This window comes from Limimaricola cinnabarinus LL-001 (assembly GCF_000466965.1).
GTDB lineage: Bacteria > Pseudomonadota > Alphaproteobacteria > Rhodobacterales > Rhodobacteraceae > Limimaricola > Limimaricola cinnabarinus.
Genome location: NZ_BATB01000024.1, coordinates 19,543 through 46,200 on the forward strand (window position 1 = coordinate 19,543; position 26,658 = coordinate 46,200).

The window sequence follows — 26,658 nt, forward strand, 5'->3', positions numbered from 1 at the left end:
GGACCGCCCGGCTGCGCCAGACCCTAGCGGCCGATGCCGTGACGGCAAGCGGTTCCCGCCATGCGATCCAGTGATGGCCTGCAAATGGCCCATGCTTCGTTGAAGAACGCCTCGCAGGCGATTGCGACCCCAGTGAAAACGACAACGCCCGCCGCGTATGGCGGCGGGCGAAATGAGGTCGAGGCGATGGTCTGTCCGCGTCGGGACGGCTCAGGCGGCGTCGCGCTTGGGGTTCTTGCCCATGATGATCATCGACAGGATGTCGTCCTCGGTCACGTCCTCGACCCGCTCGGTGCCGACGAGTTGGCCGTTCTTCATCACCGAGACCCGGTCGCACAGATCCATCATCTCGCGCGTGTCGTGCGAGATGAGGAAGATGCCGAGACCTTGCGCCTTCAGCTCCTTGATCAGATCCGCGACCATCGCCGTCTCGTGCACGCCCAAGGCCGCCGTCGGCTCGTCCATGATCAGGATGCGCGCGTTGAAATAGACCGCGCGCGCGATGGCAACCGACTGGCGCTGGCCGCCGGACAGCGCCGAGACCGGCTCGGAGAGCTTGCGGAAGTTGGGGTTGAGCCGCGCCATGATCTTGCGCGTCTCGGCCTCCTGCTTGGCGTCGTCGACGAAGCCGAGCTTGGTGACGATCTCGCGTCCCAGAAACAAGTTCGAGGCGGCGTCGAGATTGTCGGCCAGCGCCAGCGTCTGGTAGATCGTCTCGATGTTGTAGCGCCGTGCGTCGCGGGGGGAGTTGATCGTGGCCTTCTCGCCCTCGATGCGGATCTCGCCCGAATCCGCTTTGTAGGCGCCCGAGAGGATCTTGATCAGCGTCGATTTGCCTGCGCCGTTATGGCCCAGAAGGCCCACGACCTCACCCGGGTAGAGATCGAGCGACACCCCGTCGACCGCCTGCACGCCGCCGAAGGCAATGCGGATGTCCTTGAGTTCGACCAATGGCTTGGCCCCGTTGGCACGGGGATCGGTCCTGGTTTCCATGTCACTTCCCTCCGACGCGGCGGCGATAGATGATGTCGATCAGTACGGCCGCGACCAGCACGGTGCCGACCACCATGTTCTGCAAGGGCGCATCGACCCCGACCATGGCCATGCCCGATTGCAGCGACTGCATGATCAGCGCGCCGAGAATGGCGCCATAGATCGTGCCGATGCCGCCCGACAACGCGGTGCCGCCGATCACGGCCGCGGCAATGACGCGCAGCTCGTCGAGCGTGCCGATGTCGTTGGAGTGGTTCGTCAGTCGCGCCGAGGCGACCACCGCCGAGATGCCCACGAGGATGCCCATGATCGAGAACACCTTGACCGTGAGAAGCCGCGTGTTGATGCCCGACAGTTCGGCCGCGTCGGGGTTGCCGCCCGTGGCGAAGATATAGCGGCCGAGCCGCGTCTTGCGGGCGATCACCGTCATCACCACTGCGACCGCGATCAGCAGCAGCACCGAATAGGGAATGCCATAGGCTGCCGTGTAGCCCTCGGGCACCTCCATGCCGCGCGCGGCGAAGTCACGCGCCAGCACCCGGCTCGGGATCTCGTAGGCGTTGAGGATGGCGACAAAGCCAAGGATCGCGGCGACGATGATGCCGATGACCACCGCCTCGGCCCAGATCGGCTTGACCGGGAAGCCGTGGCCCACCTTGTTGCGCCGCGCCGACAAGAGCGACAGCACGGCGAGACCGGCGGCGATGAGCCCCGCGATCCAGCTCCATTGCGCGCCCAGCGTGCCGTTGATGCCGCCGAAGGCTGGAACGTCTCGTCGAGCGGGCCGATGGTCTGGCCGGAAGTGATGTACCAGCCGACGTTGCGCCAGATCAGCAGGCCGCCCAGCGTCACGATGAAGGCGGGGATGGTGAGATAGCCCACGAGCCAGCCCTGGAACGCGCCGATCACCGCGCCGGTGGCCAGACCCGTGAGGATCGCGAGCCACGGCAGCGCCGCGTGGCCCAGAGGCAGGCCCATCATGTCGGGCAGCCAGCGGGTCTGCATCATCGCCATGACGGCGGAGGCCGTGGCCAGAAGCGCGCCGACCGAAAGGTCGATGTGGCGGGTGACGATGATGAACACCATGCCGGTCGCCATGATCGCCACCGAGACGGTCTGGATCGACAGGTTGAAGATGTTGCGCGGCGTGAGAAAGCGGCCGTCCGTCAGCACGTTGAACACGACGCAGACGAGGATGAAGGCTCCGACCATGCCCAGAAGGCGCAGGTCGAGTTCGAGCTGGTTGAGGAATGAGCGCGCGGGCGCCTTGTCCGCCGGCCGCTGCCCTGAGGGCGCGGCGTTGGGGACGGTATCGGTATCGGACATCTGGGGTGCTCCTGAACGGAGAAAGGCGGCGCGGGGGAGCGCGCGCGAAAATCGAAGATGCGTCCCGGCCCGGATCACCGGGCCGGGACGCGCAGGCGTCAGTTGGCGCAGGCGGCGACGTCGCCAGAGACACCCTGACAGAGCGTTTCCTGATCGATCCAGCCGGCATCGACCACTACGTCGAGGTTCTCGCGGGTCACAGGGACCGGATCGAGGAACTTCGCGGTGAGCGTGGTGCCTCCGGGCGAGGTCCACTCTTCCGCGCCCTCGATGGCGCCCATCTCGGTGCCCCCGGCCAGCTCGATCGCGATCTCGCCGGCTTCGCGGCCCAGTTCGCGGCTGTCTTTCCAGACCGAAACGGTCTGCGTGCCCTGCGCCACGCGGTTGAGCGCGGCGTGATCGGCGTCCTGACCCGAGACCGGGATGCCGTCCATGCCCTGCGCGGTCAGCGCCGCCACGGCGCCGCCCGCGGTGCCGTCGTTCGAGGCGACCACGGCGTCGACGGCGTTGTCCTCGGCGGTGAGGATCTGCTCCATGTTGCGCTGGGCGTTGGCGGGAAGCCAGCCATCGGTATAGGCTTCACCGACGATGGTGATCTTGCCGCTGTCGATCGCCTCCTGCAGGACTTCCTGCTGGCCGCCGCGCAGGAAGTCGGCGTTGGGATCGGTGGGCGAGCCCTTGATCATCACGTAGTTGCCTTCGGGGGCTGCTTCGAGCACGGCGCGGGCCTGCATCCGGCCCACTTCGACGTTGTCGAAGGTCAGGTAGAAGGCGCGGTCGTCCTCGATCAGGCGGTCATAGGCGATGACCGGGATGCCTTCGTTGAAGGCCGCATCCACGGCCGGGCCGATGGCCTGCGTGTCCTGCGCGAGGATGATCAGCGCATCGACGCCCTGCGCGATCAGGCTCTCGACGTCGGACAGCTGCTTGGAGGAGGACGACTGGGCGTCGGCCGAGACGTATTCGGCACCGGCGGCCTCGAGCGCGGACTTGATGGCGGCCTCGTCGGTCTTCCAGCGCTCTTCCTGGAAGTTCGACCAGCTGACACCCACGGTCATGCCGTGCTGTTCGGCGATCGCGGCCGTGCTGAAGCCAGCCGTCAGGGCGACGGCGGCCATGATTGCGTTGCGCATAGATATCCTCCCAAAGATGTATCCCGTCCCACCGGGATGCCGACCCCTCCTGAGGCCGGTTGAACGCCACAGTGGCATATTTAATTCGATTGTCAAAATATATTTTGCCAAACGCTGCCCGATGGCGGTAACAATCGGTGGCGGGCGCGTCGGATCTTGGGCGATTTGCAAAGATCGGCCGATGGAAGTCCGCAGATAATTCGGGGGTCGAACTATGATCGACACGCATCCGGCGAGGTCGGCCACAGATGTTGCCGCTCCGCAACAGGGGGTCGGACCGCTATTACCGGGAAGCCAGCGCGAGGCGCGGCCCCTGCGCCAACAGATTCTCGAACATGTCCGCGCCGCCGGGCGTGCCGCGCGCGCCGACATCACCCGCGCTTTGGGCGTCAGCGCGGGATCGGTCACGACGCTGACCTCCGAATTGATCGGGCTTGGCCTGCTGCGAGAAGTCGAGACCGCCGCCGCGACCCCCACGGCGCGGGGCCGTCCACCCGTGGCGCTCGAGCTTGTCTCCGAGGGGCGGCTCGTCATCGGGATCAAGATCTCGGACGAGCGCAACACCGCCGTGCTGGCCGACTTCGCGGGCACGATCCTCGCCGACGCCGCCCGCCCCGCCCCGCCGATGCGGCGCAGCCTCGAGCAGACCTGCGACGAGATCGACGCGCTGATCGATGCCGTGCTGGCGCAGGCCGGACGCCCGCGCAAGGATCTGCTCGCGGTCGGCGTCGGACTGTCGGGCATGGTCGATCACGAGACCGGCACGGTGCTGTGGTCGCCGCATCTGGGCCCCGACATGCCGCTGGGCGCGGAGGCCAGCCGCCGGTTCGGCCTACCGGTGCTGGTCGACAACGACGCCAACATGCTGACGCTTGCCGAGCTGTGGTTCGGCGTCGGGCGGCAGCGCTCGGACTTTGCCGTCGTCACCATCGAACACGGCGTCGGCATGGGGCTCGTCATCGACAATCGCCTCTACCGCGGCGAACGCAGCATGGGGCTTGAGTTGGGCCACACCAAGGTGCAGCTCGACGGCGCGCTGTGCCGCTGTGGCAAGCGCGGTTGCCTCGAGGCCTATATCGCCGATTACGCGCTGGCCCGTGAAGCGGCCACGGCGCTGAACCGCGCGCCGCAAAGCCCGCAAGTGATGCTCGACGCGCTCTATGCCGAGGCCAAATCCGGCAACCGCGCCGCCCGCTCGATCTTCAACCGCGCCGGGCGCTACCTCGCGCTCGGTTTGTCGAACGTGATCCAGCTCTTCGATCCCGAGCTGGTGATCCTTTCGGGCGAACGGATGCGCTATGATTATCTCTATGCCGACGGGGTGCTGGCCGAGATGCGCGCGCTCACCCTGGTCGAGGGGCGCGAACCGGCGCGGATCGAAATCCACGCCTGGGGCGATCTCGTCTGGGCACGCGGGGCCAGCGCCCTCGCCCTCGCCGCCGTGACCGAGACGGTGCTCGCCGGGGCGCGCGCGACATGATCGGGGGCCGGACGTCCCGCTCGGGGCGGCCCATCCGCCGCGCCCCACGGCGCGGAGCCGCGCTTGCGGGACTGTCGATCCTCCTCGCGGCGGGGACCGCCGACGCGGGGCCGAAGTTCGAAGACCGCTCATCAGCCCTTCCCGAGCATGTCTATTCCGGCGGGTGGGAGCATTTCGTGGGCGGCGGCGTCGCGGTGTTCGACTGCAACGACGACGCACGGCCCGACATTTTCGCAGCGGGTGGCGAAGCGCCTGCGCTGCTGCTGCGCAACAAGGGCGATTTCGCCTTCGACCCCGTGCCGCGGCCCGACCTCCTCGGCGTCACCGGCGCCTACCCTCTCGACGCGGACGCGACGGGCGTGCCGATCTCTTCGTGATGCGCGCCGGGCCGAACCTTCTGCTGCGCGGCTTGGGCGACTGCGCCTTCGAAGACGCGACCGAGGCCATGGGCCTGCCCGCCGGCGACGCATGGACCACCGCCTTCACCGCGTGGTGGGAGGATGATGACCGCCCCGTAATGGCGATCGGCAACTATGTCGATCGCGACGATCCCGACGGCCCGTTCGAAGCCTGCAACGACAACGCGATCCTGCGGCCCGATGGGGATGGCTGGCGAGAGGAGACGCTTTCGCCCGGCTTCTGCGCCCTGTCGATGCTGGCGGCGCGCAACGCGCGCGGGCAGGCTGCGTTACGCATCTCCAACGACCGGCATTATTACGTGCGCGGCGGTTTCGAACAGATGTGGGACATCGAGACGCGTCGTTTTCTCGGCGAGGCCGATGGCTGGCCCACCGTCTCGCTCTGGGGCATGGGCATCGCCAGCCGCGATCTCGACGCCGACGGGCGCGACGAGGTGATGCTCACCTCCATGGGCGACCAGCTTCTGCAACTCGCGCGGCCCGACGGCAGCTATGCCGCCGCCCCCTTCTCCATCGGCTCTTATGCGCAGCGTCCGCATGTCGGCGATGATGGCCGCCCCTCGACCGGCTGGCATGCCGAGTTCGGCGACATCGACAATGACGGGCGCGCCGATCTCTTCATCGCCAAGGGCAATGTCGACCAGATGCCCACCAATGCCATGCGCGACCCCAACAACCTGCTCATGCAGCAGGCCGATGGCCGCTTTGCCGAAGCCTCGGTCGCGGCCGGTATCGCCACCACCGAGAGGTCGCGCGGCGCGGCGCTTGCGGATTTCGACGGCGACGGGCGGCTCGACCTCGTCGTGGTGAACCGCCGCGCGCCGATGGAGCTTTGGCGCAACGTGACGGGGGCAACCGGCCACTGGCTCGCCATCGATCTCGTCCAGCCGGGCGGCAACCGCAGCGCCATCGGCGCACGGGTGACGGTCGAGACCGAAGCCGGGCGGCAGGTCCTGCAACGCGTGATCGGCGGCGGACATGCGGGCGGGCGGCTCGGGCCGCTGCATGTCGGTCTGGGGCAGGCCACGGCCGCGCGCGTGACCGTCGAATGGCCGGACGGCACCGTCACCGCCCCGCACCCCGTCGAAGCTGACCGGACCGTCACGCTAGATCGGGCCGCCCTGCCCGGCTGATCTTGCCGTTGCCGCTGCCGACGCTAGGCTGACGGGCATGGACACACGCAGCTACGCCATCGGCGACATTCACGGCCACCCCGAAAAGCTCCGGGCGGCGCATGACCTCATCGCGGCGGATCGCGACCGCACCGGCGACGCGCAAAGCCCGGTTATCCATCTCGGCGATCTCGTCGATCGCGGCCCCGACAGCCACGGCGTGATCGAGATGCTGATCAAGGGAATCGAGGGCGGCGCGCCTTGGACGGTGATCTTGGGCAATCACGACCGCATGTTCCGCAAATTTCTCGATGATCCCGACTGGCATGATCCGGGCCTGCGCGAGGATCTCGACTGGATCAACCCCCGTCTCGGCGGCGACACCACACTGGAAAGCTACGGCGTCGCCCCGGTCGAGGGGCGCGACCCCCATGATGTGCACCGTGAGGCTCTTGACCGCGTGCCGCGCGCGCATCGCGACTTCCTCGCGATGCTGCCGCTCTACCATCTGCGGGGCGAGGCGCTCTTCGTGCATGCGGGCATCCGTCCCGGCGTGCCGATGGGCGAGCAGACCGAGGACGACCTCGTCTGGATCCGCAAGGGCTGGCTCGAGGACAGCTCCGACCACGGCCCGCTGGTGGTGCATGGCCACACCGCGCTCGAATACCCCTGCCATCACGGCAACCGGGTCAATCTCGACGGGGGCGCGGCGTACGGGCGCCCCTTGGCGGCGGCGGTGATCGAAGGGCGCGAGGTGTTCCTGCTCACGCCCGAGGGGCGCGAGAGGATGCGGCCCGATCCCGCCTAGCGCGGGATCGCGGCGGTCGCCTCGATCTCGAGCAACGCCTCGTCCTCGACCAGACCGGCGACGATCACCATGGTCATCGCCGGAAAATTGCGGCCCAACACCCGGCGGTAAGCCGCGCCCACCTCCTTCTGCCGCGCGAGATATTCGCGCTTGTCGGTGACGAACCATGTCAGTCGGGTGATATGCTCCGGCCCGCCGCCCGCCGCCTCGACCACTGCGAGGATGTTCCTGAGCGCCTGCTCCATCTGGCCGATGAAGTCGTGGCTCTCGAACACCTGATCCGCGGTCCAGCCGATCTGGCCGCCGACGAAGAGATGCCCATCGGGGGTCATCACGCCGTTGGCATAGCCCTTTGCGGCTGCCCAGCCTTCGGGGTGGATGATCTCATGTCCCATGCGGGGCCTCTCCTTCGGTGACTGTCGTGGCGATGTCCGCCGCGATGGCGCGGCGCAGCGCCTCGGGCCAGGTTTCGGGTCGTCCGGTGGCTTGGGCGATATGAACCAGCGTGAAGTCCGCGTGCAGCCGCGCCTCTGCACCGCTCGATATGTCGATCTCCAGATCGAGGCTGGAACGCCCGAGCCGTCGCGGCCTGAGCGCCAGCGCCAGCGGATCGCCAATCCGGCTCGGCGCGGTGAAACGCACCTCGCAGCGCGCGGTCGGCACGGCGTGGCCGCCCTCGACATGGATCTGCCCGAAGCTGCGACCGAGACGTTCCTCGAACCAGTCCTCGATGCAGGCATTCAGCATCTCGAAATAGCGCGGGTAGAAGACGATGCCCGCCGGGTCGCAATGCTCGAACCGCACCTTGCGCGTGGTGGTGAATGGCATGTCACACCCCCAAATACTGCTGCGCGAGAGCGCCCGACAGCGCGGCTGGCGGCCCGTGCCAGACGTCGCGGCCGCGCTCCAGCACCACGCAGTCATCGGCCACCGTCGCAAGTTCGCGCAGCGACTTGTCGACCACGAGGATCGACTGGCCTCTCGCCTTCAGCTCGCGGATCGCGGCCCAGATCTCGGCCCGCACCACCGGGGCGAGACCTTCGGTCGCCTCGTCAAGTATCAGGAGCTTGGGGTTGGTCATCAGCGCGCGGCCGATCACCAGCATCTGCTGTTCGCCGCCCGAAAGCGTCTCGGCGCGCTGCCCGGCCCGCTCGGCAAGGCGTGGGAACAGCGTGCAGACGCGCGCCATCGTCCACTCGCCGCGTCGTGCGGCGGCCAACAGGTTCTCGCGCACCGTGAGCCCTGAAAAGGCGCGGCGTCCTTCGGGCACGAGGCCGAGGCCCAGCCTTGCCGCGCGGTGCGAGGGCAGCCTCGACAGGTCCTGCCCGGCGAAGGCGATGCGCCCTGAATTCGCCGCCATCATCCGGGTGATGCAGGCGATGGTCGTGGTCTTGCCCATGCCATTGCGCCCCATCAGCGCCAGTGCCTGCCCCTCGCGCAAGCTGAAGGAGACGCCGAACAGCGCCTGGCTCGCGCCATAGGAAGCACGGAGTTCCTCGACCTCGAGAAGCACGCTCATGCCTCCTCCCCCAGATAGACCCGCTGCACCTCGGGATCGGCGCGGATCTCGCCCGGCGTACCGGTGGCGATGATGCGCCCATAGACCAGCACCGAGATCCGATCCGACAGGCGGAACACCGCGTCCATGTCATGCTCGACCAGCAGGATCGGCGCGCGGTGGCGCAGACCATCGAGCAGGTCGCCCAAGGCCCGTGCGCCCTCGGTGCCCATTCCGGCCATCGGCTCGTCGAGCAGAAACAGCCGCGGCCTGAGTGCCAGCGCCATCGCGATCTCGAGCTTGCGCCGCTCGCCATGCGCCAATGCGGCGGCGGGCACATCTTCACGCCCCATCAGCCCCGCCTGCGCGATGCAGTCGCGCGCGGGATCGAGAAGCGCGGTGTCGCGCATCACCGGGCGGAAAAAGCGGAAGGTCGCCCCCGACGCGCCCTGCGCCGCCAGCACCACGTTTTGCAGCACCGTGAATTCGGACGCGACAGAGGACACTTGAAAGCTGCGCGCCATGCCAAGCCGCGCTCGCCCGGCCGCGTCGACGCCGGAGAGCCTGCGCCCGTCGAGCCGGATCTCGCCCGCATCGGGCGCGATCTCGCCCGAGATCTGCTTGATCAGCGTGGATTTGCCCGCACCGTTCGGCCCGATCAGCGCGTGGATCTCGCCCGGGCGCAGGTCGAGCGACACGTCGTCGGTCGCCTTGAGTGCACCGAAGCTCTTTGACAGGCCCCGGATGTCGAGGGTGGGTTCAGCCATGACGCTTGCCCTCCGCGAGGAAGCCGATGACGCCGCCGCGTGCGAAGAGCACGACAGCGAGGAGCAGCAGCCCAAAAAAGAGCTGCCAGTGATCGCTGACCCCGCCCAGCAAGTGTTCGAGCGCGATGTAGAGCCCCGCCCCTGCGAGCGGCGCGAAGAGCCGCCCCGTGCCGCCGAGGATCAGGAACACCAGAAGCTCGCCAGACAGGTGCCATGACAGCATGGAGGGGCTGACGAAGCGGTTGAGATCGGCATAGAGCGCGCCCGCCAGCGCCGTGATCGCGCCCGAGATCACGAAGGCCACCAGCAGCACGCCGCCCGGACGGATGCCCACCGCCATCAGCCGCTGCCGGTTCTGCCGCGCCGCTTGGAGCGCGAGGCCGAAGCGCGAGCGCGCCAGTATCGCGATGAGGGCCAGCACGGCGAAAAGCACGGCGCAAACGAGGCCGAAGAACTGGATCGGATCGAGCGTGTTCAGCCCCGGAAAGCCGTTGCGCACGTAGATCGGCAGCCCGTCCTCGCCGCCATAGGCGGGCCACGAAATAGCAAAGTAGAAGATCATCTGCCCGAAGGCCAAGGTGATCATGATGAAATAGACGCCCGCGGTCCGCAGCGACAGCGCGCCGATCATCGCCGCCGCCAGTGCGCCGACGATCATGGCGGTGATCCAGATCACCGGCATCGAGGTGGTGCCTTCGAACAGGAAGGGCCATTCAAACATCGGCGTATAGTTCAGCGCATGATGCGCGAGGATGCCGGCGGTGTAGCCGCCCAGCCCGAAATAGGCGGAGTGGCCGAAGGAGACGAGCCCGCCAAAGCCCAGCACGAGGTTCAGTCCGGCGCCGGCGATGGCGAGGATCGCTACCTTGGTGGCCAGCGTCACGAGGAAGATCTCGCCCATCGCCCAGACGCCGAGGCCGAAGCCGACGAGGCCGAGCGCCAGCGCGGCGTTTACGATCTGTGCGCGGTTCATGCGCCCTCTCTGCCTCTCGGGCGCCGCCGTGATCTCAGCGGCACTCATGCCCGCGCTCCGAACAATCCGCCGGGCTTCACGAGCAGCACCAGTGCCATGAGGATGTAGATCGCCATCGAGGCCAGCGCAGCACCCATGCTGGTGGCGGCGGATGTCTCCATGAACAGGTCGAAAACCGACGGCAGCAGCACCCGCCCCATCGTATCGGTGAGCCCGACCAGAAGCGCGCCGATCAAAGCGCCCTTGATCGAGCCGATGCCGCCGATGACGATCACCACGAAGGCGAGGATCAGCACCGGCTCGCCCATGCCGACCTGCACCGACTGGATCGTGCCCACCAGCGCACCCGCCATGCCTGCCAGCGCCGCGCCGAGCGCGAAGACCAGCGTGTAGAGACGGCCGATATCGACGCCCAGCGCCGCGATCATCTCGCGGTCGGCCTCGCCCGCGCGGACCTGCACCCCGATCCGCGTCTTGCCGATCAGCAGGAACAGCCCCACCGCCACGAGAAGCCCTACGCCGATGATGGCGAGGCGGAACAGCGAATACTGGATGCCGCCCGGCAGGATGACACTGCCCGAAAGCGAGGGCGGCACGTTGAGATAGAGCGGGAAGGAGCCGTAGAGCCAGCGCGTGCCTTCGGAGATGATCAGGATCAGCGCGAAGGTGGCGAGGACCTGATCGAGATGGTCACGCGCATAGAGCCTGCGGATCACCGCCACCTCGACGATCGCGCCTGCCGCCGCCGCCGCCGCGATCGAGGCCGCGAGGCCGAGCCAGAATGAGCCGGTCGCGGCGGCGACACCCGCGCAGGCGAAGGCGCCGACCATGTAGAGCGAGCCATGCGCGAGGTTGATGAGCCCCATCACGCCGAAGACCAGCGTCAGCCCGGCGGCCATCAGGAACAGCATCAGCCCGGACTGAAGCCCGTTCAGCAGCTGCTCTATCAGCAATAACATCGACATCGGCTCGCTTTCGTCAGGGGTGCGGCGGGCCGTGGCGCCCCGCCGCGAAGGGTCTTACATGCTGCACTCTTCGGCATAAGCGTCGCCGCGGTCTTCCATCGCCGTGGCGACGATCCTGTTGGTTAGCGTGCCATCCTCGGAGATCACCTCGCGCACGTAGATGTCCTGCACCGGGTGCTGGTTCGGCCCGAAGGCGAAGTCGCCGCGTACGCTGTCGAACTCGGCGGCACGGATCGCCTCGCGGAAGGCGTCGGAGTCCGAGACGTCGGCTGTCTCCATCGCCGAGAGCAGCAGCCGGGCCGTGTCATAGCCCTGCGCCGCATAGAGCGAGGGCAGGCGGTCGTATTTCTCCTCGAAGCCCGCGACGAAGGCCTTGTTCGCTTCGTTGTCGAGATCTGGCGACCATTGCGCGGTGTTCTTCACGCCGACCGCCGCTTCGCCGATGGCGGGCAGGATATCCTGACTGAAGGAGAAGGCCGGACCCACGACCGGCATGTCGATGCCCGCCTCGGCCCACTGTTTCATGAAAGAGATGCCCATGCCGCCGGGCAGAAAGAAAAACAGCGCATCGGCGCCGCTGTCGCGGATCTGGGCGATCTCGGCGGCATAATCCGTCTGGCCGAGCTGGGTATAGACCTCGCTCGCGACCTCGCCCTCGTAGAAGCGCTTGAAGCCAGAGAGGCTGTCCTGGCCGGCGGGGTAATTCGGCGCCATGATGAAGGTGCGGGCATAGCCTTCGTCAGTGGCGTATTGCCCCGCCGCCTCGTGCAGATTGTCGTTCTGATAGGAGACCGAGAAGTAATTCTCGTGACAGCCCTTGCCGGCGAGTTGCGAAGGCGCTGCGTTGGTGGAGAGGTAGAACTTGCCCTGCCGTGTCGCCCCCGGCACCACCGCCATGGCAAGGTTCGACCAGACGATACCAGTCAGGACGTCGGCGTTCTCGGACTGGATCATCTTGTCCGACAGCTGCACCGCGACCTCGGGCTTTTGCTGGTCGTCCTCGATCACGACCTCAAGCTCCGGGTTGCCCGCCTCCTCGACCGCGAGCATGAAGCCATCGCGGGTGTCGATGCCGAGGCTGGCGCCGCCGCCCGACAGCGTGGTGATCATGCCGACCTTCACCGGCTCGGCCATGGCCGCGGTGCCGATCATCGACAGTGCCAGCGCGGTCGTCGTCAGGTATCTGGTCATTCTCGTCTCCCCTGTGAATGCCGGTCTTGGAGCCGGTCATAGATTGGTACGCAAGTGCCAAAGCTCTGGAAAGAGTTCGATTTCGAGCATCCGCTTGAGGTAGCTGACGCCCCCCGTGCCCCCCGTCCCGCGCTTGAAACCGATCACCCGCTCCACCGTGGTGACGTGGTTGAAGCGCCAACGGCGGAAGTAGTCCTCGAAATCCACCAGCTTCTCGGCCAGTTCGTAGAGCGGCCAATGGGTCTCGGGATCGCGGTACACCTCCGTCCATGCCGCCATGATACGGTCGTTGGGATGGGTCGCGGCCTCGGGCACGTCGAAGCCTGCGCGCGCCAGACAGCCGATGGCGGTGTCGTAAAGGCTCGGGCGGGCCAGCTCGGCGCGCAGCCGCTCCACGATGTCGGGACGATGCTCGTGCGGGCCGATCATCTTCTCGTTGCGGTTGCCCACGGTGAACTCGATCAGTCGGTATTGCCACGACTGAAAGCCCGAGGACTGCCCCAGCGCGTCGCGGTAACGCGTGTATTCGCTCGGCGTCATGGTCCTGAGCACGTCCCATGCCGCGTTCATCTGCTCGAAGATCCGCGCCACGCGGGTCAGCATCTTGAAGGCCGGGCGCAGCCGGTCGGCGGCGATGGCCTCGCGCGCCGCGTCCAACTCGTGCAGCGCGAGGCGCATCCACAGCTCGGTCACCTGATGCTGCACGATGAACAGCATCTCGTCATGCTCTTGCGTGCGCGGGTGCTGCGCGGTGAGCACGGCGTCGAGGCCGAGATAGTCGGTGTAGGACATCCTGCCCTCGAAACGCATGACGGGATCGTCGGTCACTTGACCTCCTCGCGCAGGCGAAAGCGCTGGATCTTGCCGCTCTCGGTCTTGGGCAGCGCGTCGCAGAAAATGACGGAGCGGGGATACTTGTAGGGCGCGATCTGCGCCTTCACGTGGTCCTGCAGCAGCTTGGTCGTGAGATCCGAGCGCTCGATCCCCTCAGCCAGCACCACATGCGCCTGCACCACCTGCCCGCGATCCGGGTCGGAATGGCCCACCACGGCGCATTCGGCCACCGCCTCGTGCGACAGCAGCGCCGCCTCGACCTCGGGTGCGGCGATGTTGTAGCCCGCCGAGAGAATGATGTCGTCCGAGCGCGCGGCAAAGTGGAAGCGGCCCTCCTCGTCCTGCACGAAGGCGTCGCCCGTGAGGTTCCAACCGTCGCGGACATAGTCGCGCTGACGCTCGTCGGCGAGATAGCGGCAGCCGGTGGGGCCCTTTACCGCGAGTTGGCCGACCGTGCCGCGCGGCACTTCGTTCATCTCGTCATCGACCACCTTGGCGACATAGCCGGTGACCGGGCGCCCGGTGCAGCCCGGATGGCTGTCGTCGAGGCGGTTGGTGACGAATATGTGCAGAAGCTCGGTCGCGCCGATGCCATCGAGCATCGGCTTGCCGGTCTTTTCCATCCATTCACGATAGACTGGCGCGGGCAGCGTTTCGCCTGCCGAAACGGCGCAGCGCAGGCTCGACAGATCCGCGCCTTCGTCCATCGCGCGCAGCATGGCGCGGTAGGCGGTGGGCGCGGTGAAGCAGACGGTCGCCCGATACTTCTCGATAATCTCGATCATGTTGGGCGGCGAGGCCGTCTCCAGCAGCGTCGCCGCCGCTCCGAAGCGCAGCGGGAAGACCGCGAGGCCGCCGAGCCCGAAGGTGAAAGCCAGCGGCGGCGAGCCGACGAAGACGTCGTCCGGCGTGACGCCCAGAACTTCCTTTGCATAGCCGTCCGCGATGATCAGCAGGTCGCGGTGAAAATGCATCGTCGCCTTCGGCACGCCGGTCGAGCCGGAGGTGAAGCCCAACAGCGCCACGTCATCGCGCCCCGTTTCCACGGCGTGAAACGTCACTGGCTTGTCGAGCGCGGCGCGGTCCAGCTCGGCGTCGTGGTTGGCGGTGCCGTCGAAGCCCACCACATTGGCCAGATGCGGGCTTTGCTTGGCGCAGGCGACCATCTCGTCCATCAGCCGCGTGTCGCACAGCGCGAGGCCCACCTCGGCCTTGTCGACGATCTTGCATAATTCGCCCGCGCGCAGCATCGGCATGGTGTTGACCACCACCGCCCCCGCCTTGGTCGCCGCGAGCCAGCAGGCCACCATCGCCGGGTTGTTGGCCGAGCGGATCAGCACCCGGTTGCCGGGCTTCACGCCGTAGTCCTCGACCAGCACCCGTGCGATGCGGTTGGTCCAGTCCATCAGCTCCTTGTAGCTGCGGCGGCGGCCATTGCCGATGAGTGCCATTCGGTCGCCCATGCCCTGCTCGACCAGCCGGTCGCACAGCTCGACCCCGGCGTTGAGGCGCTCGGGGTAGTCGAAGCCGTCGAGCAGAAGCTCGGGCCACTGATCGAATGGCGGCAGGTTGTCGCGCGAGAAGCTGTCCTCATGCGCGGTCGGTCCCAGCATCTGTCTTTCCTCCCCTGATCCGCACCGCCGGGGCTCTCCCCTTCCCCGGCGGCGCGGTCCCTGCCCTAGCCTGCGTGCGCGGCCATCGCGGCGCGGGCGATGATGATTTTCTGCACGTCGCTCGCGCCCTCATAGATCCTGAGCGCGCGGATCTCGCGGTAGAGCGTCTCAGGCACCGAGCCCGACCGCACCCCGTCGCCGCCATGGATCTGCACCGCCGCGTCGATGATCTTCTGTGCCTGATCGGTCGAGAACAGCTTGGCCATCGCCGCCTCGCGGCTGACGCGCGGCGCGCCGCTATCCTTGGTCCAGGCGGCGCGGTAGGTCAGCAACGCCGCCGCGTCGATGTCGAGCGCCATCTCGGCGATGTGCCCCTGCACCATCTGCATTTCGAACAACGGCGCGCCAAACAACTCGCGAGAGGACGCCCGATCGAGGCTCGCATCCATCGCCCGACGGGCGAAACCGAGCGCCGCTGCCGCCACGGTCGAACGAAACACGTCGAGAACCGACATCGCGATGCGAAAGCCCTCTCCCGGCGCGCCGATGATTGCATCGGCAGGCAGTCGAGCCCCCTCGAAAGCCAGCCGCGCCAGCGGGTGTGGCGCCATGGTTTCCAGCCGCTCGGCCACCCGCAGCCCCGGCGTGTCGGCGGGCACGACGAAGGCCGAAAGACCCTTGGCGCCCGGCCCCTCGCCGGTGCGGGCAAAGACGACATAGAGATCGGCGATGCCACCATTCGAGATCCAGGTCTTCTCGCCGTCGAGCACCCAGCCGTCGCCGTCGCGCCGCGCCGTCATGGAGAGGTTGGCGACGTCCGATCCCGATTGCGGCTCGGTCAGCGCGAAGGCCGAAATCGCGCGGCCCGAGTGCACCTTCGGCAGCCATTCCGCCTTTTGCGCGTCCGAGCCGAAGAACGTGATCGCGCCCGATCCCAGCCCCTGCATCGCGAAGGCGAAATCGGCGAGGCCGTCATGCCGCGCCAGCGTCTCGCGGATCAGGCACAGGCTGCGCACGTCGAGCTTGCCGTCCTCGGAGGCGCGTGCTCCAGCCAGCCGCCCTGCCCGAGCCGCGCCACCAGATCGCGGCAGGCCGCGTCTGTGTCGGCGTGGTCGATGCTTGAGAGCCGTCGCACGGCCCAGTGCTCCAGCGCCTCTGACAGCTCGCGGTGCCGCTCCTCGAAGAAGGGCCAGTCGAGAAAGCTCTTGTCGGCCATGTCAGTCCCCTTCGAAGACGGGTTTTGCGCGCGTCATGAAGGCGCGGTAGGCGCGGCGGAAGTCCTCGGTCTGCATGCAGATCGCCTGTGCCTGTGCCTCGGCATCGATCGCGCGCTCGAGCCCCATGTCCCACTCCTGCAGGAGCATCGTCTTGGTCATCATGTTGGCAAAGCGCGGACCCGCCGCGATACGCCCCGCCAGCTTGAGCGCCTCGGCCTCCAACTCGTGGCCGCCGACGAGACGGTTGAAAAAGCCCCAAGCGGCGCCCTCTTCGGCCCTCATCACCCGGCCGGTGTAGAGCAGCTCCGCCGCGCGCCCTTGCCCGATGATCCGGGGCAGCATCGCGCAGGCTCCCATGTCGCAACCGGCCAGCCCGACGCGGTTGAACAGGAACGCCGTCTTCGCCTCCGGCGTGGCGAGCCTGATGTCGGACGCCATGGCGAGAATCGCGCCCGCGCCGACCGCGACGCCATCCACGGCGGCGATGATCGGCTTGCCGCAGGTCAGCATCGCCTTGACCAGATCGCCGGTCATCCGGGTGAAGCCCAAGAGCCCCTTCATGTCGAGCTCGGTGAGCGGGCCGATGATGTCCTCGACATCGCCGCCAGAGCTGAAGTTGCCGCCATTGGGGGCGATGACGACGGCGTGGATCTCCTCGTCCTCCACGAGATCGCGAAACCAGTCGCGCAGCGCGGCGTAGCTTTGGAAGGTGAAAGGGTTCTTGCGCTCGGGCCGGTCGAGCCGCACCACGGCGACCGCACCGTCGCGCTCCAGCTTGAAATGCGCGCTCATCGCTTCCCCTCCAGATCGCGGGCCACGCTGTCGAGGTCCTCCATGATGCGCATGGCCTCAGCCTCGGTGATCGCGCCCATGAGTTCGTTGACCCAAGCCTCGTGCGCCACAGCCAGCGTATTGAAATGCGCGCGCCCCTTGCCGGTCAGCCGCACCTCCATGGCGCGGCGGTCGCCCGCCACCGCGTGGCGCTCGGCATGGCCTTCGGCCTCGAGCCGGTCGACGATGCCGGTGACGTTGCCGTTCGACACGCGCAGCCGCCGCGACAGCTCGGACATCTTGAGAGCTTCGGGGCTGCGCGCCAGCGCCGCCATCACGTCGAAGCGCGGCAGGGTGGTGTTGAACTCGGTGCGCAGCCGGTCGCGCAGCGCCGTCTCGACCGCGTTCGAGGTCTTCAACAGCTTGAGCCAGAGCCTGAGCCGCGTCTTGCCCATCTTCGCCTGCACATCCACGTTCATGTCTCGCCCCCGGATACCGAAATCGCCTGACCCGTCACCGCGCTCGCGCCGTCGCCCGCGAGCCACAGCACCGCGTCGGCCACCTCGTCGGGCTGTACGAAGCGGCCTTGCGGGTTGCCCGAGGCCAGCGACTTGGCGGCCTCTTCGCGGCTCCGCCCGGTCTTGGCGACGATGTTGTCGATGCTCTCTTCGAGCATCGGCGTCTCGGCAAAGCCGGGACAGATCGCGTTGACGGTGATCGGCGTGCGGGCCAGCTCCAGCGCCAGCGAGCGGGTCAGCCCGACCACCGCATGCTTGGCCGCGACATAGCCGGAGACGTAAGGATAGCCCTTGAGCCCGGCGGTCGAGGCGATGACGATGAGCCGTCCGCGCCCCGCCTCGCGCATGCCCGGTAGCGCCGCCTGCCACAGGTTGAACACGCCATGCAGGTTGACCGAGAGCATCGCGTCGAGATCCTGCACCGTGGTCTTGGCAAACGGCTTGCTCTCGGCCGCGCCGGCATTGGCGATGGCGATGGTCACAGGGCCGCGGTCTCGTGCCGCTTGCGCCACGACGCGGCTCATGTCGGCCGCTTGCGTGACATCCCCCGTGATCCACCCCATCTCCGCCTGCCCCCCGGCGGTCTCGCGGAGCGGCGCCTCGCGCCGCCCGGTGATCGTGACGCGCACGCCCTGCGCGGCCAATGCCAGCGCGATGGCGCGCCCCACCCCGGTGCCGCCGCCGGTGACCAGCGCGTGATGTCCCGCAAGCTGCATCATACCTTTTCCACCATCTGCTCGGCCTTGTCGGCGAGGCGCCACGCCTGATCGCGGCCCGGCAGGTAGGGATCGGGCCATGCCTCGTGGCGATCGCCGATCGCGGTCGCGGCATGCAGCGTCCAGTAGGGATCGGCGAGATGCGGGCGCGCGATGGCCACCAGATCGGCGCGTCCCGCCATCAGGATCGAGTTCACATGGTCGGCCTCGTAGATGTTGCCGACCGCCATGGTCGCGATCCCAGCCTCGTTGCGGATGCGGTCGGAAAACGGCGTCTGGAACATGCGGCCATAGACGGGCGTCGCTTCGATGCTGGTCTGTCCGGCCGAGACGTCGAGCAGGTCGGCTCCGGCCGCAGAGAAGGCGCGCGCGATCTCGACCGCCTCGTCCGGCGTCACGCCATGCGCGCCGACCCAGTCATTGGCCGAGATGCGCACCGACATCGGCTTGTCCTCGGGCCATGCCGCGCGCATCGCGCGAAACACCTCGAGCGGCCAGCGCATGCGGTTCTCGAGGCTGCCGCCGTAGTCGTCGCCGCGCCTGTTCGAGACGGGCGAGATGAAGGACGAGACGAGGTAGCCGTGCGCCGCGTGCAGCTCGATCATGTCGAAGCCCGCGCGCTCGGCCATCTCGGTCGCGGCAACGAACTGCGCCGTCACCTCCTCCATGTCCGCGCGGGTCATTTCGCGCGGCGCGGGGTTGCGCTCCGACCACGGGATCGGGCTGGCAGAAATGGTCCCCCAATTGTCGTCTTTCAAGGGCGCGTCCATCTCCTCCCAGCCGAGCTGGGTCGAGCCCTTGCGCCCCGAATGGCCGATCTGACAGCAGATTTTCGCGTCGGTTTCGACATGAACGAAATCCGTGATGCGCCTCCACGCCGACTCATGCTCGGACGCATAGAGCCCCGGACAGCCCGGCGTGATGCGCCCCCGCGCGCTCACGCAGGTCATCTCGGTATAGACCAGCCCCGCGCCGCCTTTGGCCCGCTCGCCCAGATGCACGAGGTGCCAGTCGGTCGGGCAGCCATCCTTGGCCTTGTACTGGGCCATCGGTGAGACGACGACGCGGTTCTTCAGCTCCATGCCGCGCAACGCATAGGGCGCGAACATCGGCGCGCGCACGGGCGCATCCTGTGGCACCCCGGCATGGCTCTGGAACCAGCGCTCCGCGCCCTCGAGCCATTCTGGATCGCGCAGGCGCAGGTTCTCGTGGCTGATCCGCTGGCTGCGGGTCAGCAGCGAGTAGTTGAACTGCACGGGATCGAGATCGAGGTAGCGCCCCACCTCCTCGAACCATTCCATCGAGTTGCGCGCCGCCGATTGCAGGCGCAGCACCTCGACCCGGCGCGCCTCTTCGTAGCTCTCGAAGGCGGCGGTGAGATCGGGCTTGGAGGTGAGCTCCTCGGCCAGAGCGATCGCGGATTCAAGCGCGAGCTTGGTGCCGCTGCCGATCGAAAAATGCGCGGTCGCGGCGGCGTCGCCCAGCAGCACGATGTTGCCTGTGTACCAGCGCTCGCATAGCACGCGGGGGAAGTTGATCCAGGCCGAGCCGCGGATATGGCGCGCGTTCGTCATCAGGGGATGGCCGCCCAAGTGATCGCGGAAGATCTCCTCACAGGTGGCGATGGAGTCGTCCTGGCTCATTTCGTCGAAGCCCCAGGCGCGGAAGGTCTCGGGCGCGCATTCGACGATGAAGGTCGCGGTGCCCGGCTCGAACTGGTAGGCATGCGCCCAGACCCAGCCGTGACGGGTCTTCTCGAAGATGAAGGTGAAGGCATCGGCGAAGGTCCGGGTCGTGCCGAGCCAGGTGAAATGGCAGCGGCGGCGGTCGATCTCGGGACGGAACACCTCCTCGAACTCGGTGCGGGTGCGGGAGTTCAGACCGTCGGCGGCGACCACGAGATCATGGCTGGTGGCATAGCCGGACACCGCCCCCACCTCGGTCTCGAACCGCAGCTCGATGCCCAGCTCGCGCGCCCGCTCCTGCAGGATCAGCAACAGCCGCTTGCGCCCGATGCCGCAGAAACCATGGCCGGTCGAGACGACGCGCGCACCGTCCTTCACCACCGCCACATCGTCCCAATAGGCAAAGTGATCGCGGATCGTTGCGGCCGAGACCGGATCGTTGGCCGAGAGATTGCCCAGCGTTTCGTCAGACAGCACGACGCCCCAGCCGAAGGTGTCGTCGACGCGGTTGCGCTCGATCACCACGATCTCGTGCGAGGGATCGCGCAGCTTGGCCGATATGGCGAAATAGAGCCCCGCCGGCCCTCCACCGATGCACGCGATCCTCATGGCCCCTCCCTGAACTGTCAGAAAGAGGCTAGGACGCACCCCGATTCACTTCAAGCTTAAAATATCTGTGCTTGAAACTTCTGCCGATTTCAGCTCGACGCCTCCTCGATCTCGACATCATAGCCCCACAGGTCGCGCAGGCATGCCAGCGTCGCCTCGCGTTCGCGCGGCTCGAGTGGCACCTCGTTGCGCAGCGTGTGGCGCAGCCGCAGGATCCGGTCGCCCGCGAGATCGGCGTCGAGCACCTCGATGTCCGGCGCGCGGCTCGACAGGTCATAACTGCGCGCCAGCGTGTCGCGCACGGCGTGATACCCCCCCTCGTCATGGATCGCGGTGACCCTCATGGTCTCCTCGGTCTCGGCGTCGCGCAGGCCGAACAGCCGCAGGTCGCGCATCACCTTGGGGCTCAGGAATTGCTGGATGAAGCTTTCGTCGCGGTAATTGGCCCAAGCGTCCTTGAGCACGCCGCGCCAGTCGCGCGATCCCGCAATGGCGGGAAACCAGTCGCGGTCCTCCTGCGTGGGAGCCTCGCAGATCCGCTGCACGTCGCGCATCATCGCGAAGCCCAGCGCATAGGGGTTGATGCCCGAATAGCCCGGATGGTCGTAGCCGGGCTGGAACAGCACACCCGAATGGCTGTGCAGGATCTCGAGCATCGCGCCGTCGCTGATCCGGCCCTGTTCGTGCAGGCGGTTGAGGATGTGGAAATGCACGAAGCAGGCGCAGCCCTCGTTCATCACCTGCGTCTGGCGCTGCGGATAGAAATACTGCGCGATGTTGCGCACGATGCGCAGCACCTGCCGCTGCCACGGATCGAGCACGGGGCTGTGACGTTCGAGGAAATAGATCAGGTTCTCCTCCGGCAGGCCCAGCGCATGGCGGCGGGCCGCGGCTTCGCCCTCGTGATCCTGCGACCGATGCTCGGCCTCGATCCGGCTCCAGAGATAATGCGCCGCGCGCTCGTCATCCTCGATCCGCTTTTCGGCGCGCTGGGCCTCGGCGCGCAGCGAGGGCTGCGCCGGGCGGCGGTGCCGAAAGACCGAGGCGCTCATCAGCGCATGTGCCGCATCGAGCGTGCGCTCGACCTGTGCCGGCCCGTGGCGTTCCTCGCATTGGCCGAGGAAATTGCGGGCATAGTCGAGATAATCGAGGATGCCGCGCGGGTCGGTCCATTGCCGGAATAAATGATTCGACTTGAAGAAATGGTTGTGGCCGAAGGCGGCGTGGGCGATCACCAGCGCCTGCATCGGCATGGTGTTCTCTTCGAGGCAGTAGCAGATGCAGGGATCGGAGTTGATGACGATCTCGTAGGCCAGCCCTTGCACGCCCTTGGAATAGAGCCGCTCGTGGTGGATGAACTGCTTGCCGAAGGACCAATGGCGATACATCAGCGGCATGCCGGTCGAAGAATAGGCATCGAGCATCTGCTCGGTCGAGATGATCTCGATCTGGTTGGGATAGGTATCGAGGCCGAGATCCTCGCGCGCGACCTTTTCGATCGCCTCGGTGGTGCGCCGCAGCGTGTCGAAATTCCAGTCGGGTCCGTCGAACAGCAACTCAGCCATGGGCGGCCTCCGATCGACGGGCGAAAAGATCGCGGAACACCGGGTAGATGTCGCCCGCCCCCGCCACGCGCCGCATCGCGAAATTGGGCCAGCGCTCCGCCACCTCGCGGTAGGCCATCCACAGCTCGGTGCCGCGCGCCGCGTCGCGCAAAATCCGCGCCTCAGCCTCACCGATGATCTCCACATAGGCGAAATGCTGGCAGATCTTCAGAAGCTCGCTCTCGAGCCAGATCTGGCAGTCGCGGCTATCGCCCTGGTAGTTGTCGCCATCCGAAGCCTGGGCCGCGTAGATGTTCCATTCCGACGCCGGGTAGCGCTCGGACTGCACGCGGTGCATCTCGGCCAAGGCGGTCGAGACCATGGTGCCACCGCTTTCGCGCGAGTGAAAGAAGGTCTGTTCGTCGACCTCGGAGGCGAGATGCGTGTGGCGGATGAAAACGAGGTCCACCGTATCGTAGCGCCGCGTGAGAAACAGGTGCAGCAGCACGAAGAACCGCTTGGCGAGGTCCTTTTCGCGCGCCCCCATCGAGGCCGAGACGTCCATCAGGCAGAACATGACCGCCTGCGCGCGCGGCTCTGGCTGCGGCTCGAAATGGCTGTAGCGCAGATCGAGCGGATCGAGATAGGGCACGCGGCGCCGATGCGCGGTGGCGGCTTCGATCTCTCCTTGCAGGCGGGCCATCTCGGCGCGCTGGGCGGCGTCGGGCTCGAACACTGCCTCGAGCGCGAAAAGCCGTTCGCGCATGTCGTCGAGCTTTGCGTCCGAGGGGCGGCGCAGCGCGATGCGGCGGCCCATGGCGCGGCGCATGGTACGCCCGACATTGAGGTTGGCGGGCGAGCCCGTGACCGAGAGCCCCGCCCGGCGCGGCCGCGCGACCGAGCTTCCCGCGAGGCTGCGCTTGATCAGGTCGGGCAGTTCGAGATTTTCGAAGAAGATGTCGAGAAACTCGTCCCGCGACAGCGCGAAGACGAAGTCATCCTCGCCCTCGCCATCGGGCGCGCCCTTGCGGCCCGCGCCGCCACCGCCCGGCGGCGGACGCTCGATCTCGTCGCCTGCCCGAAAGTTGCGATTGCCGGGCAGCACGCCCTCGCGCAGCCCCCCCTTGGAGGCGTGGCGGAACGACGGCTCGGAGAGGCTGTCACGCGGCACGCTCACTTCCGTGCCGGCCTCCATGTCGGTGATGCCGCGCTTGCGCACGCTGGCGTCCACCGCCTCGCGCACATGCGCCTTGATGCGGCCGATGAAGCGGCGGCGGTTGCCGGTGCTGCGACCCTTGGGGTTGAGGCGACGGTCGATGAAATGGGTCATGACCCTGCGCCCCTCAGCCCGATTTGTTCACCCGCATGTACCACTCCACAAGCCTCCTGACCTGGCGCGGGGTGTAGCCCCGCTCGCCCATCCGCTCGACGAACTCGGCGTGTTTCGCGTCCGTGTCCTTGTCGCGCTTGGCTCCGAAGCTGACCACGGGAAGCAGGTCCTCGACACGGGAGAACATGCGCTTCTCGATCACCCGGCGCAGCTTCTCGTAGCCGCGCCAGTCGGGGTTGCGGCCCTCATTCTCGGCCCGCGCCCGCAGCACGAACTTCACCACCTCGTTGCGGAAGTCCTTGGGGTTCGACACGCCCGCGGGCTTCTCGATCTTGGCAAGCTCGGCCTCGAGCACGTCGCGGTCGAACATCTGCCCGGTATCGGGGTCCTTGTAGTCCTGATCCTCGATCCAGGCATCGGCATAGGCGATGTAGCGGTCGAACAGGTTCTGGCCGTAATCGGAATAGCTCTCCAGATAGGCCTTCTGGATCTCCTCGCCGATGAACTCGGCATAGCGCGGAGCCAGATCCGACTTGAGGAAGTCGAGATAGCGCGCCTCGGTCTCCTCGGGGAACTGCTCGCGCCGCACCGCCTGTTCGAGCACATACATCAGGTGCACCGGATCGGCGCCCACCTCGTCGACGTCGTGATTGATGGTCTCGGCCAGCACCTTGAAGGCAAAGCGGGTCGACACGCCGGTCATGCCTTCGTCTGCACCCGCCGCATCGCGATATTCCTGCAAAGAGCGCGCCTTGGGATCGGTGTGCTTGAGCGTCTCGCCGTCATAGGTGCGCAGCTTGGAATAAAGCGTCGAGTTCTCGTGGTCCTGAAGCCGTGTCAGCACCGAGAACCGCGCCAGGATCGGCAGGGTTTCGGGGGCGCAGGGCGCGCTCGACAGCGAGCTTTCGCGCAAGAGCTTGTCGTAGATCCGCGACTCCTCGGTGGCCCGCAGGCAATAAGGGATCTTCACCACCGAGATTCGGTCGAGGAAGGCCTCGTTGTTGCGGTTGCCCTTGAACTGGCGCCACTCGGCCTCGTTCGAATGGGCGATGATCAGCCCCTGATAGGGCATCGCGCCGATGTTCTCGGTGCCGGTATAGCTGCCTTCTTGCGTCGCGGTGAGCAGCGGATGCAGCACCTTGATCGGCGCCTTGAACATCTCGACGAATTCCAACAGCCCCTGCGTGGTCCGGTTGAGCCCGCCCGAATAGCTGTAGGCGTCGGGGTCGTCCTGACCCATGTGTTCGAGCTTGCGGATGTCGAGCTTGCCGACCAGCGCCGAGACGTCCTGGTTGTTCTCGTCGCCCGGCTCGGTCTTGGTGACGCCGATCTGCCGAAGCCGTGACGGCTGCATCCGCACCACGGAGAACCGGCTGATATCGCCGCCGAACTCCTCGAGCCGCTTGACCGCCCAAGGGCTGATGAGCCCGGTGAGCAGGCGGCGAGGAATGTCGTACTTGTCCTCCAGCAGATCGCCGAACCGCTCGCGGTCGAACAGGCCCAGCGGGCTTTCGAAGACCGGGCTGATCTGGTCGCCCGCCTTGAGGACGTAGATCGGCTCCTTCTCCATCAGCGCCTTGAGGATCTCGGCGATGGTCGATTTGCCGCCCCCCACCGGGCCGAGCAGATAGAGGATCTGCTTGCGCTCCTCGAGGCCCTGACTTGCGTGGCGAAAGAACCCGACGATCCGCTCGACCACCTCCTCGTTGCCGTAAAGGCTTTCGAAGGCGCGGTAGATCTTCACGGTGCGATTGAGAAAGATCCGCCCCAACCTCTGGTCGTGACTGGTGTCGACCAGCTCCGGCTCGCCTATGGCGCGCATCATCCGCTCCGCGGCGGTGGCGCGCACCAAGGGATCCTCGCGACATCGCAGCAGGTAGTCCTGCAACGTCAGCTCTTCTATACGGGAGCTGGCATAGCTTTCGGCGTAGCGGGTAAAGACATCCATCGGCCTACTCTCTCGTCGGTTGGCGCAGCCCAAGCGCGCGGTCACCGTCCCATCAGGCGAATCTTTTTCTTTCCATCATATTATGTGGTGAGAGCGATCTGGCAAATCACGGAGATTTACGGAACGTCACCGATCATGTTTCGGAGAGGGCGATGTGACTTGGGCGAAACCGGGCTTTTCAACCGGACCGGACCGGCCAACCTGATCAAAAGCGCGACGACCCTGACACGCCCCGCGTGAACGGCCCCAAGGGGGCGGGCGTCGAGTGCAAAGGCGCGATGCCCTGTCTTACCGGCAGCATTCGCCACGGGAGGCATGTCGCGAGCATCGCGACCTTCGTTCGGGCCTTCAGGATGACTCCCGGGCGAAGCGGTCGATCCGCCGTAACTTTCGGGCCTTCGAAATTGTCTTCGGATGGCGTGTCGGAAACGTCGATTTCGCTCGTAACGCCGCGTTCGGGCCCAGCGGAACGTGACGTCCAGATAGTCGGCCACATTCCTGCCCCAAGAATTATTCACCGAAGTTTGGAAACCCGAGATCAAACTAGGGCCGCGTCCCGTCAAAAGGAGATATAGTCATGACCATCAAACGTGTCCGCCCCATTGCCCTCACACTCTTCATCGCCCTGTGCGCCGGCCTTTTCGGAGAGCTGGCCTTCACGCCACGGGCCGGTGCCGAAACGATGCGGACGCTCCCCGGTTTCGTGATCGTCGAGATGGTCATCGATGGAGAAACCCATGAAGTGCAGGTGCGCGAGAACGCGCCGAAGCTGCACGTCCATGCCGGGGCACATTACGACTGATCGCCTGGTGTCCGGACCTTCGCTCATCCGATGCCGATCGACCGCCCGGCGGGCCTTTGCCCGCAGGACAGCCGATATCGGCCAGAGCGGCGCTAACCGCCCTTCGCGCGACTGCGAGGCACAAGATGCGGCGCGACCGGCTCTTCCACGTCTGTCTCGTGGACCGACCGCGCCGCATCGGACGAAGGCGCGCGCGCCGGCCTGCCCTCCCGGCAGTCGATCGCGGCCGCCTCGCAAAGCGCCTCGATCAGGCGCGCCATGCCGATCCGCTCGACTTGGATCTCCGGCGGCCTGTCGTCATTCGCGCTCTGCGCCGCCCGTGCTATCCCGCGCGGCGATGTCATCGCTTCAGTCGCATGGTCTCGTCGAGCATTTCGTCGACGGTTGTGACGATCTTGGCGTTCGA

22 protein-coding genes and 3 pseudogenes are annotated in these 26,658 nt (G+C 66.9%); 4 read left to right on the top strand and 21 right to left on the bottom strand.

Annotation, left to right across the window (positions count from 1 at the left end):
• Positions 1 to 210: 210 nt before the first annotated feature.
• The 3 genes and pseudogenes from MBELCI_RS09840 to xylF form a co-directional block, all read right to left on the bottom strand.
• The gene (locus tag MBELCI_RS09840) at positions 211 to 993 is read right to left on the bottom strand and encodes an ATP-binding cassette domain-containing protein (RefSeq protein ID WP_021694040.1); all 783 of its coding nucleotides are present in this window, start codon (positions 991 to 993) and stop codon (positions 211 to 213) included.
• Position 994: 1 nt separating this feature from the next.
• Positions 995 to 2,319: pseudogene (locus MBELCI_RS09845) on the bottom strand (sugar ABC transporter permease).
• A 98-nt stretch (positions 2,320 to 2,417) separates the two neighbouring features.
• Positions 2,418 to 3,452 (bottom strand): D-xylose ABC transporter substrate-binding protein, encoded by a 1,035-nt coding sequence (xylF, locus tag MBELCI_RS09850; RefSeq protein ID WP_021694042.1) that lies wholly within the window; start codon positions 3,450 to 3,452, stop codon positions 2,418 to 2,420.
• A gap of 214 nt (positions 3,453 to 3,666) precedes the next feature.
• Between xylF and MBELCI_RS09855 the strand changes: the two genes are divergently transcribed.
• The 3 genes and pseudogenes from MBELCI_RS09855 to MBELCI_RS09865 all read left to right on the top strand — a co-directional run bounded on the left by MBELCI_RS09855 (position 3,667) and on the right by MBELCI_RS09865 (position 7,271).
• The gene (locus MBELCI_RS09855) at positions 3,667 to 4,932 is read left to right on the top strand and encodes an ROK family protein (protein ID WP_021694043.1); all 1,266 of its coding nucleotides are present in this window, start codon (positions 3,667 to 3,669) and stop codon (positions 4,930 to 4,932) included.
• Positions 4,929 to 6,484: pseudogene (locus MBELCI_RS09860) on the top strand (CRTAC1 family protein). Before MBELCI_RS09855 ends, MBELCI_RS09860 begins: the two are co-directional and overlap by 4 nt.
• A 37-nt stretch (positions 6,485 to 6,521) precedes the next feature.
• Positions 6,522 to 7,271, top strand: coding sequence for a metallophosphoesterase (locus MBELCI_RS09865; RefSeq protein ID WP_021694045.1), 750 nt, complete (start codon positions 6,522 to 6,524; stop codon positions 7,269 to 7,271).
• Here MBELCI_RS09865 and MBELCI_RS09870 read toward each other — a convergent pair.
• The 17 genes and pseudogenes from MBELCI_RS09870 to MBELCI_RS09950 form a co-directional block, all read right to left on the bottom strand.
• Positions 7,268 to 7,666 carry a RidA family protein gene (locus MBELCI_RS09870; protein ID WP_021694046.1) on the bottom strand — a complete coding sequence of 133 codons (399 nt, stop codon included), beginning with the start codon at positions 7,664 to 7,666 and terminating at the stop codon, positions 7,268 to 7,270. The two genes, MBELCI_RS09865 and MBELCI_RS09870, sit on opposite strands and share 4 nt — an antisense overlap.
• A complete protein-coding gene (locus MBELCI_RS09875) occupies positions 7,656 to 8,099 on the bottom strand; it encodes an acyl-CoA thioesterase (protein ID WP_021694047.1) in 444 nt (147 codons plus the stop codon). Before MBELCI_RS09875 ends, MBELCI_RS09870 begins: the two co-directional genes overlap by 11 nt.
• A 1-nt stretch (position 8,100) precedes the next feature.
• Positions 8,101 to 8,790: an ABC transporter ATP-binding protein gene (locus MBELCI_RS09880; RefSeq protein ID WP_045319977.1), complete on the bottom strand. Its 690-nt coding sequence runs from the start codon at positions 8,788 to 8,790 to the stop codon at positions 8,101 to 8,103.
• Positions 8,787 to 9,536 carry an ABC transporter ATP-binding protein gene (locus MBELCI_RS09885; RefSeq protein WP_021694049.1) on the bottom strand — a complete coding sequence of 250 codons (750 nt, stop codon included), beginning with the start codon at positions 9,534 to 9,536 and terminating at the stop codon, positions 8,787 to 8,789. The genes MBELCI_RS09880 and MBELCI_RS09885 overlap by 4 nt, the downstream gene beginning before the upstream one ends.
• The gene (locus tag MBELCI_RS09890; protein WP_021694050.1) at positions 9,529 to 10,509 is read right to left on the bottom strand and encodes a branched-chain amino acid ABC transporter permease; all 981 of its coding nucleotides are present in this window, start codon (positions 10,507 to 10,509) and stop codon (positions 9,529 to 9,531) included. The genes MBELCI_RS09885 and MBELCI_RS09890 overlap by 8 nt, the downstream gene beginning before the upstream one ends.
• Before the next feature lie 44 nt (positions 10,510 to 10,553).
• Complete coding sequence (locus MBELCI_RS09895; RefSeq protein ID WP_021694051.1) at positions 10,554 to 11,474, bottom strand: branched-chain amino acid ABC transporter permease; 921 nt, start codon at positions 11,472 to 11,474, stop codon at positions 10,554 to 10,556.
• 54 nt (positions 11,475 to 11,528) lie between these two features.
• Positions 11,529 to 12,665, bottom strand: coding sequence for an ABC transporter substrate-binding protein (locus tag MBELCI_RS09900; protein WP_021694052.1), 1,137 nt, complete (start codon positions 12,663 to 12,665; stop codon positions 11,529 to 11,531).
• A 36-nt stretch (positions 12,666 to 12,701) separates the two neighbouring features.
• Complete coding sequence (gene kynA / locus MBELCI_RS09905; RefSeq protein ID WP_045319981.1) at positions 12,702 to 13,475, bottom strand: tryptophan 2,3-dioxygenase; 774 nt, start codon at positions 13,473 to 13,475, stop codon at positions 12,702 to 12,704.
• Between the two features lie 14 nt (positions 13,476 to 13,489).
• A complete protein-coding gene (locus MBELCI_RS09910; protein ID WP_021694054.1) occupies positions 13,490 to 15,112 on the bottom strand; it encodes an AMP-binding protein in 1,623 nt (540 codons plus the stop codon).
• A gap of 65 nt (positions 15,113 to 15,177) precedes the next feature.
• Positions 15,178 to 16,328: pseudogene (locus MBELCI_RS09915) on the bottom strand (acyl-CoA dehydrogenase family protein).
• Position 16,329: 1 nt separating this feature from the next.
• Entirely contained in the window at positions 16,330 to 17,121 is a 792-nt protein-coding gene (locus MBELCI_RS09920; RefSeq protein WP_021694056.1) for an enoyl-CoA hydratase family protein, read from the bottom strand.
• Positions 17,118 to 17,579, bottom strand: coding sequence for a MarR family winged helix-turn-helix transcriptional regulator (locus MBELCI_RS09925; RefSeq protein WP_021694057.1), 462 nt, complete (start codon positions 17,577 to 17,579; stop codon positions 17,118 to 17,120). The genes MBELCI_RS09920 and MBELCI_RS09925 overlap by 4 nt, the downstream gene beginning before the upstream one ends.
• Positions 17,576 to 18,334: an SDR family NAD(P)-dependent oxidoreductase gene (locus MBELCI_RS09930; protein WP_045319982.1), complete on the bottom strand. Its 759-nt coding sequence runs from the start codon at positions 18,332 to 18,334 to the stop codon at positions 17,576 to 17,578. The genes MBELCI_RS09925 and MBELCI_RS09930 overlap by 4 nt, the downstream gene beginning before the upstream one ends.
• Positions 18,334 to 20,628, bottom strand: a complete 2,295-nt coding sequence (locus MBELCI_RS09935; RefSeq protein ID WP_021694059.1) for a bifunctional salicylyl-CoA 5-hydroxylase/oxidoreductase — start codon at positions 20,626 to 20,628, stop codon at positions 18,334 to 18,336. The genes MBELCI_RS09930 and MBELCI_RS09935 overlap by 1 nt, the downstream gene beginning before the upstream one ends.
• Before the next feature lie 89 nt (positions 20,629 to 20,717).
• Entirely contained in the window at positions 20,718 to 22,193 is a 1,476-nt protein-coding gene (locus tag MBELCI_RS09940) for a SpoVR family protein (RefSeq protein ID WP_021694060.1), read from the bottom strand.
• Positions 22,186 to 23,502: a YeaH/YhbH family protein gene (locus MBELCI_RS09945; protein WP_021694061.1), complete on the bottom strand. Its 1,317-nt coding sequence runs from the start codon at positions 23,500 to 23,502 to the stop codon at positions 22,186 to 22,188. The genes MBELCI_RS09940 and MBELCI_RS09945 overlap by 8 nt, the downstream gene beginning before the upstream one ends.
• A 13-nt stretch (positions 23,503 to 23,515) precedes the next feature.
• Positions 23,516 to 25,450: a PrkA family serine protein kinase gene (locus tag MBELCI_RS09950; protein ID WP_021694062.1), complete on the bottom strand. Its 1,935-nt coding sequence runs from the start codon at positions 25,448 to 25,450 to the stop codon at positions 23,516 to 23,518.
• 577 nt (positions 25,451 to 26,027) lie between these two features.
• Here MBELCI_RS09950 and MBELCI_RS09955 point away from each other — a divergent pair.
• Positions 26,028 to 26,252 (top strand): hypothetical protein, encoded by a 225-nt coding sequence (locus MBELCI_RS09955; RefSeq protein ID WP_021694063.1) that lies wholly within the window; start codon positions 26,028 to 26,030, stop codon positions 26,250 to 26,252.
• A 92-nt stretch (positions 26,253 to 26,344) separates the two neighbouring features.
• On the opposite strand, the gene MBELCI_RS09960 is transcribed toward MBELCI_RS09955, so the two are convergent.
• The gene (locus MBELCI_RS09960) at positions 26,345 to 26,596 is read right to left on the bottom strand and encodes a hypothetical protein (RefSeq protein ID WP_045319978.1); all 252 of its coding nucleotides are present in this window, start codon (positions 26,594 to 26,596) and stop codon (positions 26,345 to 26,347) included.
• Between the last annotated feature and the right edge of the window lie 62 nt (positions 26,597 to 26,658).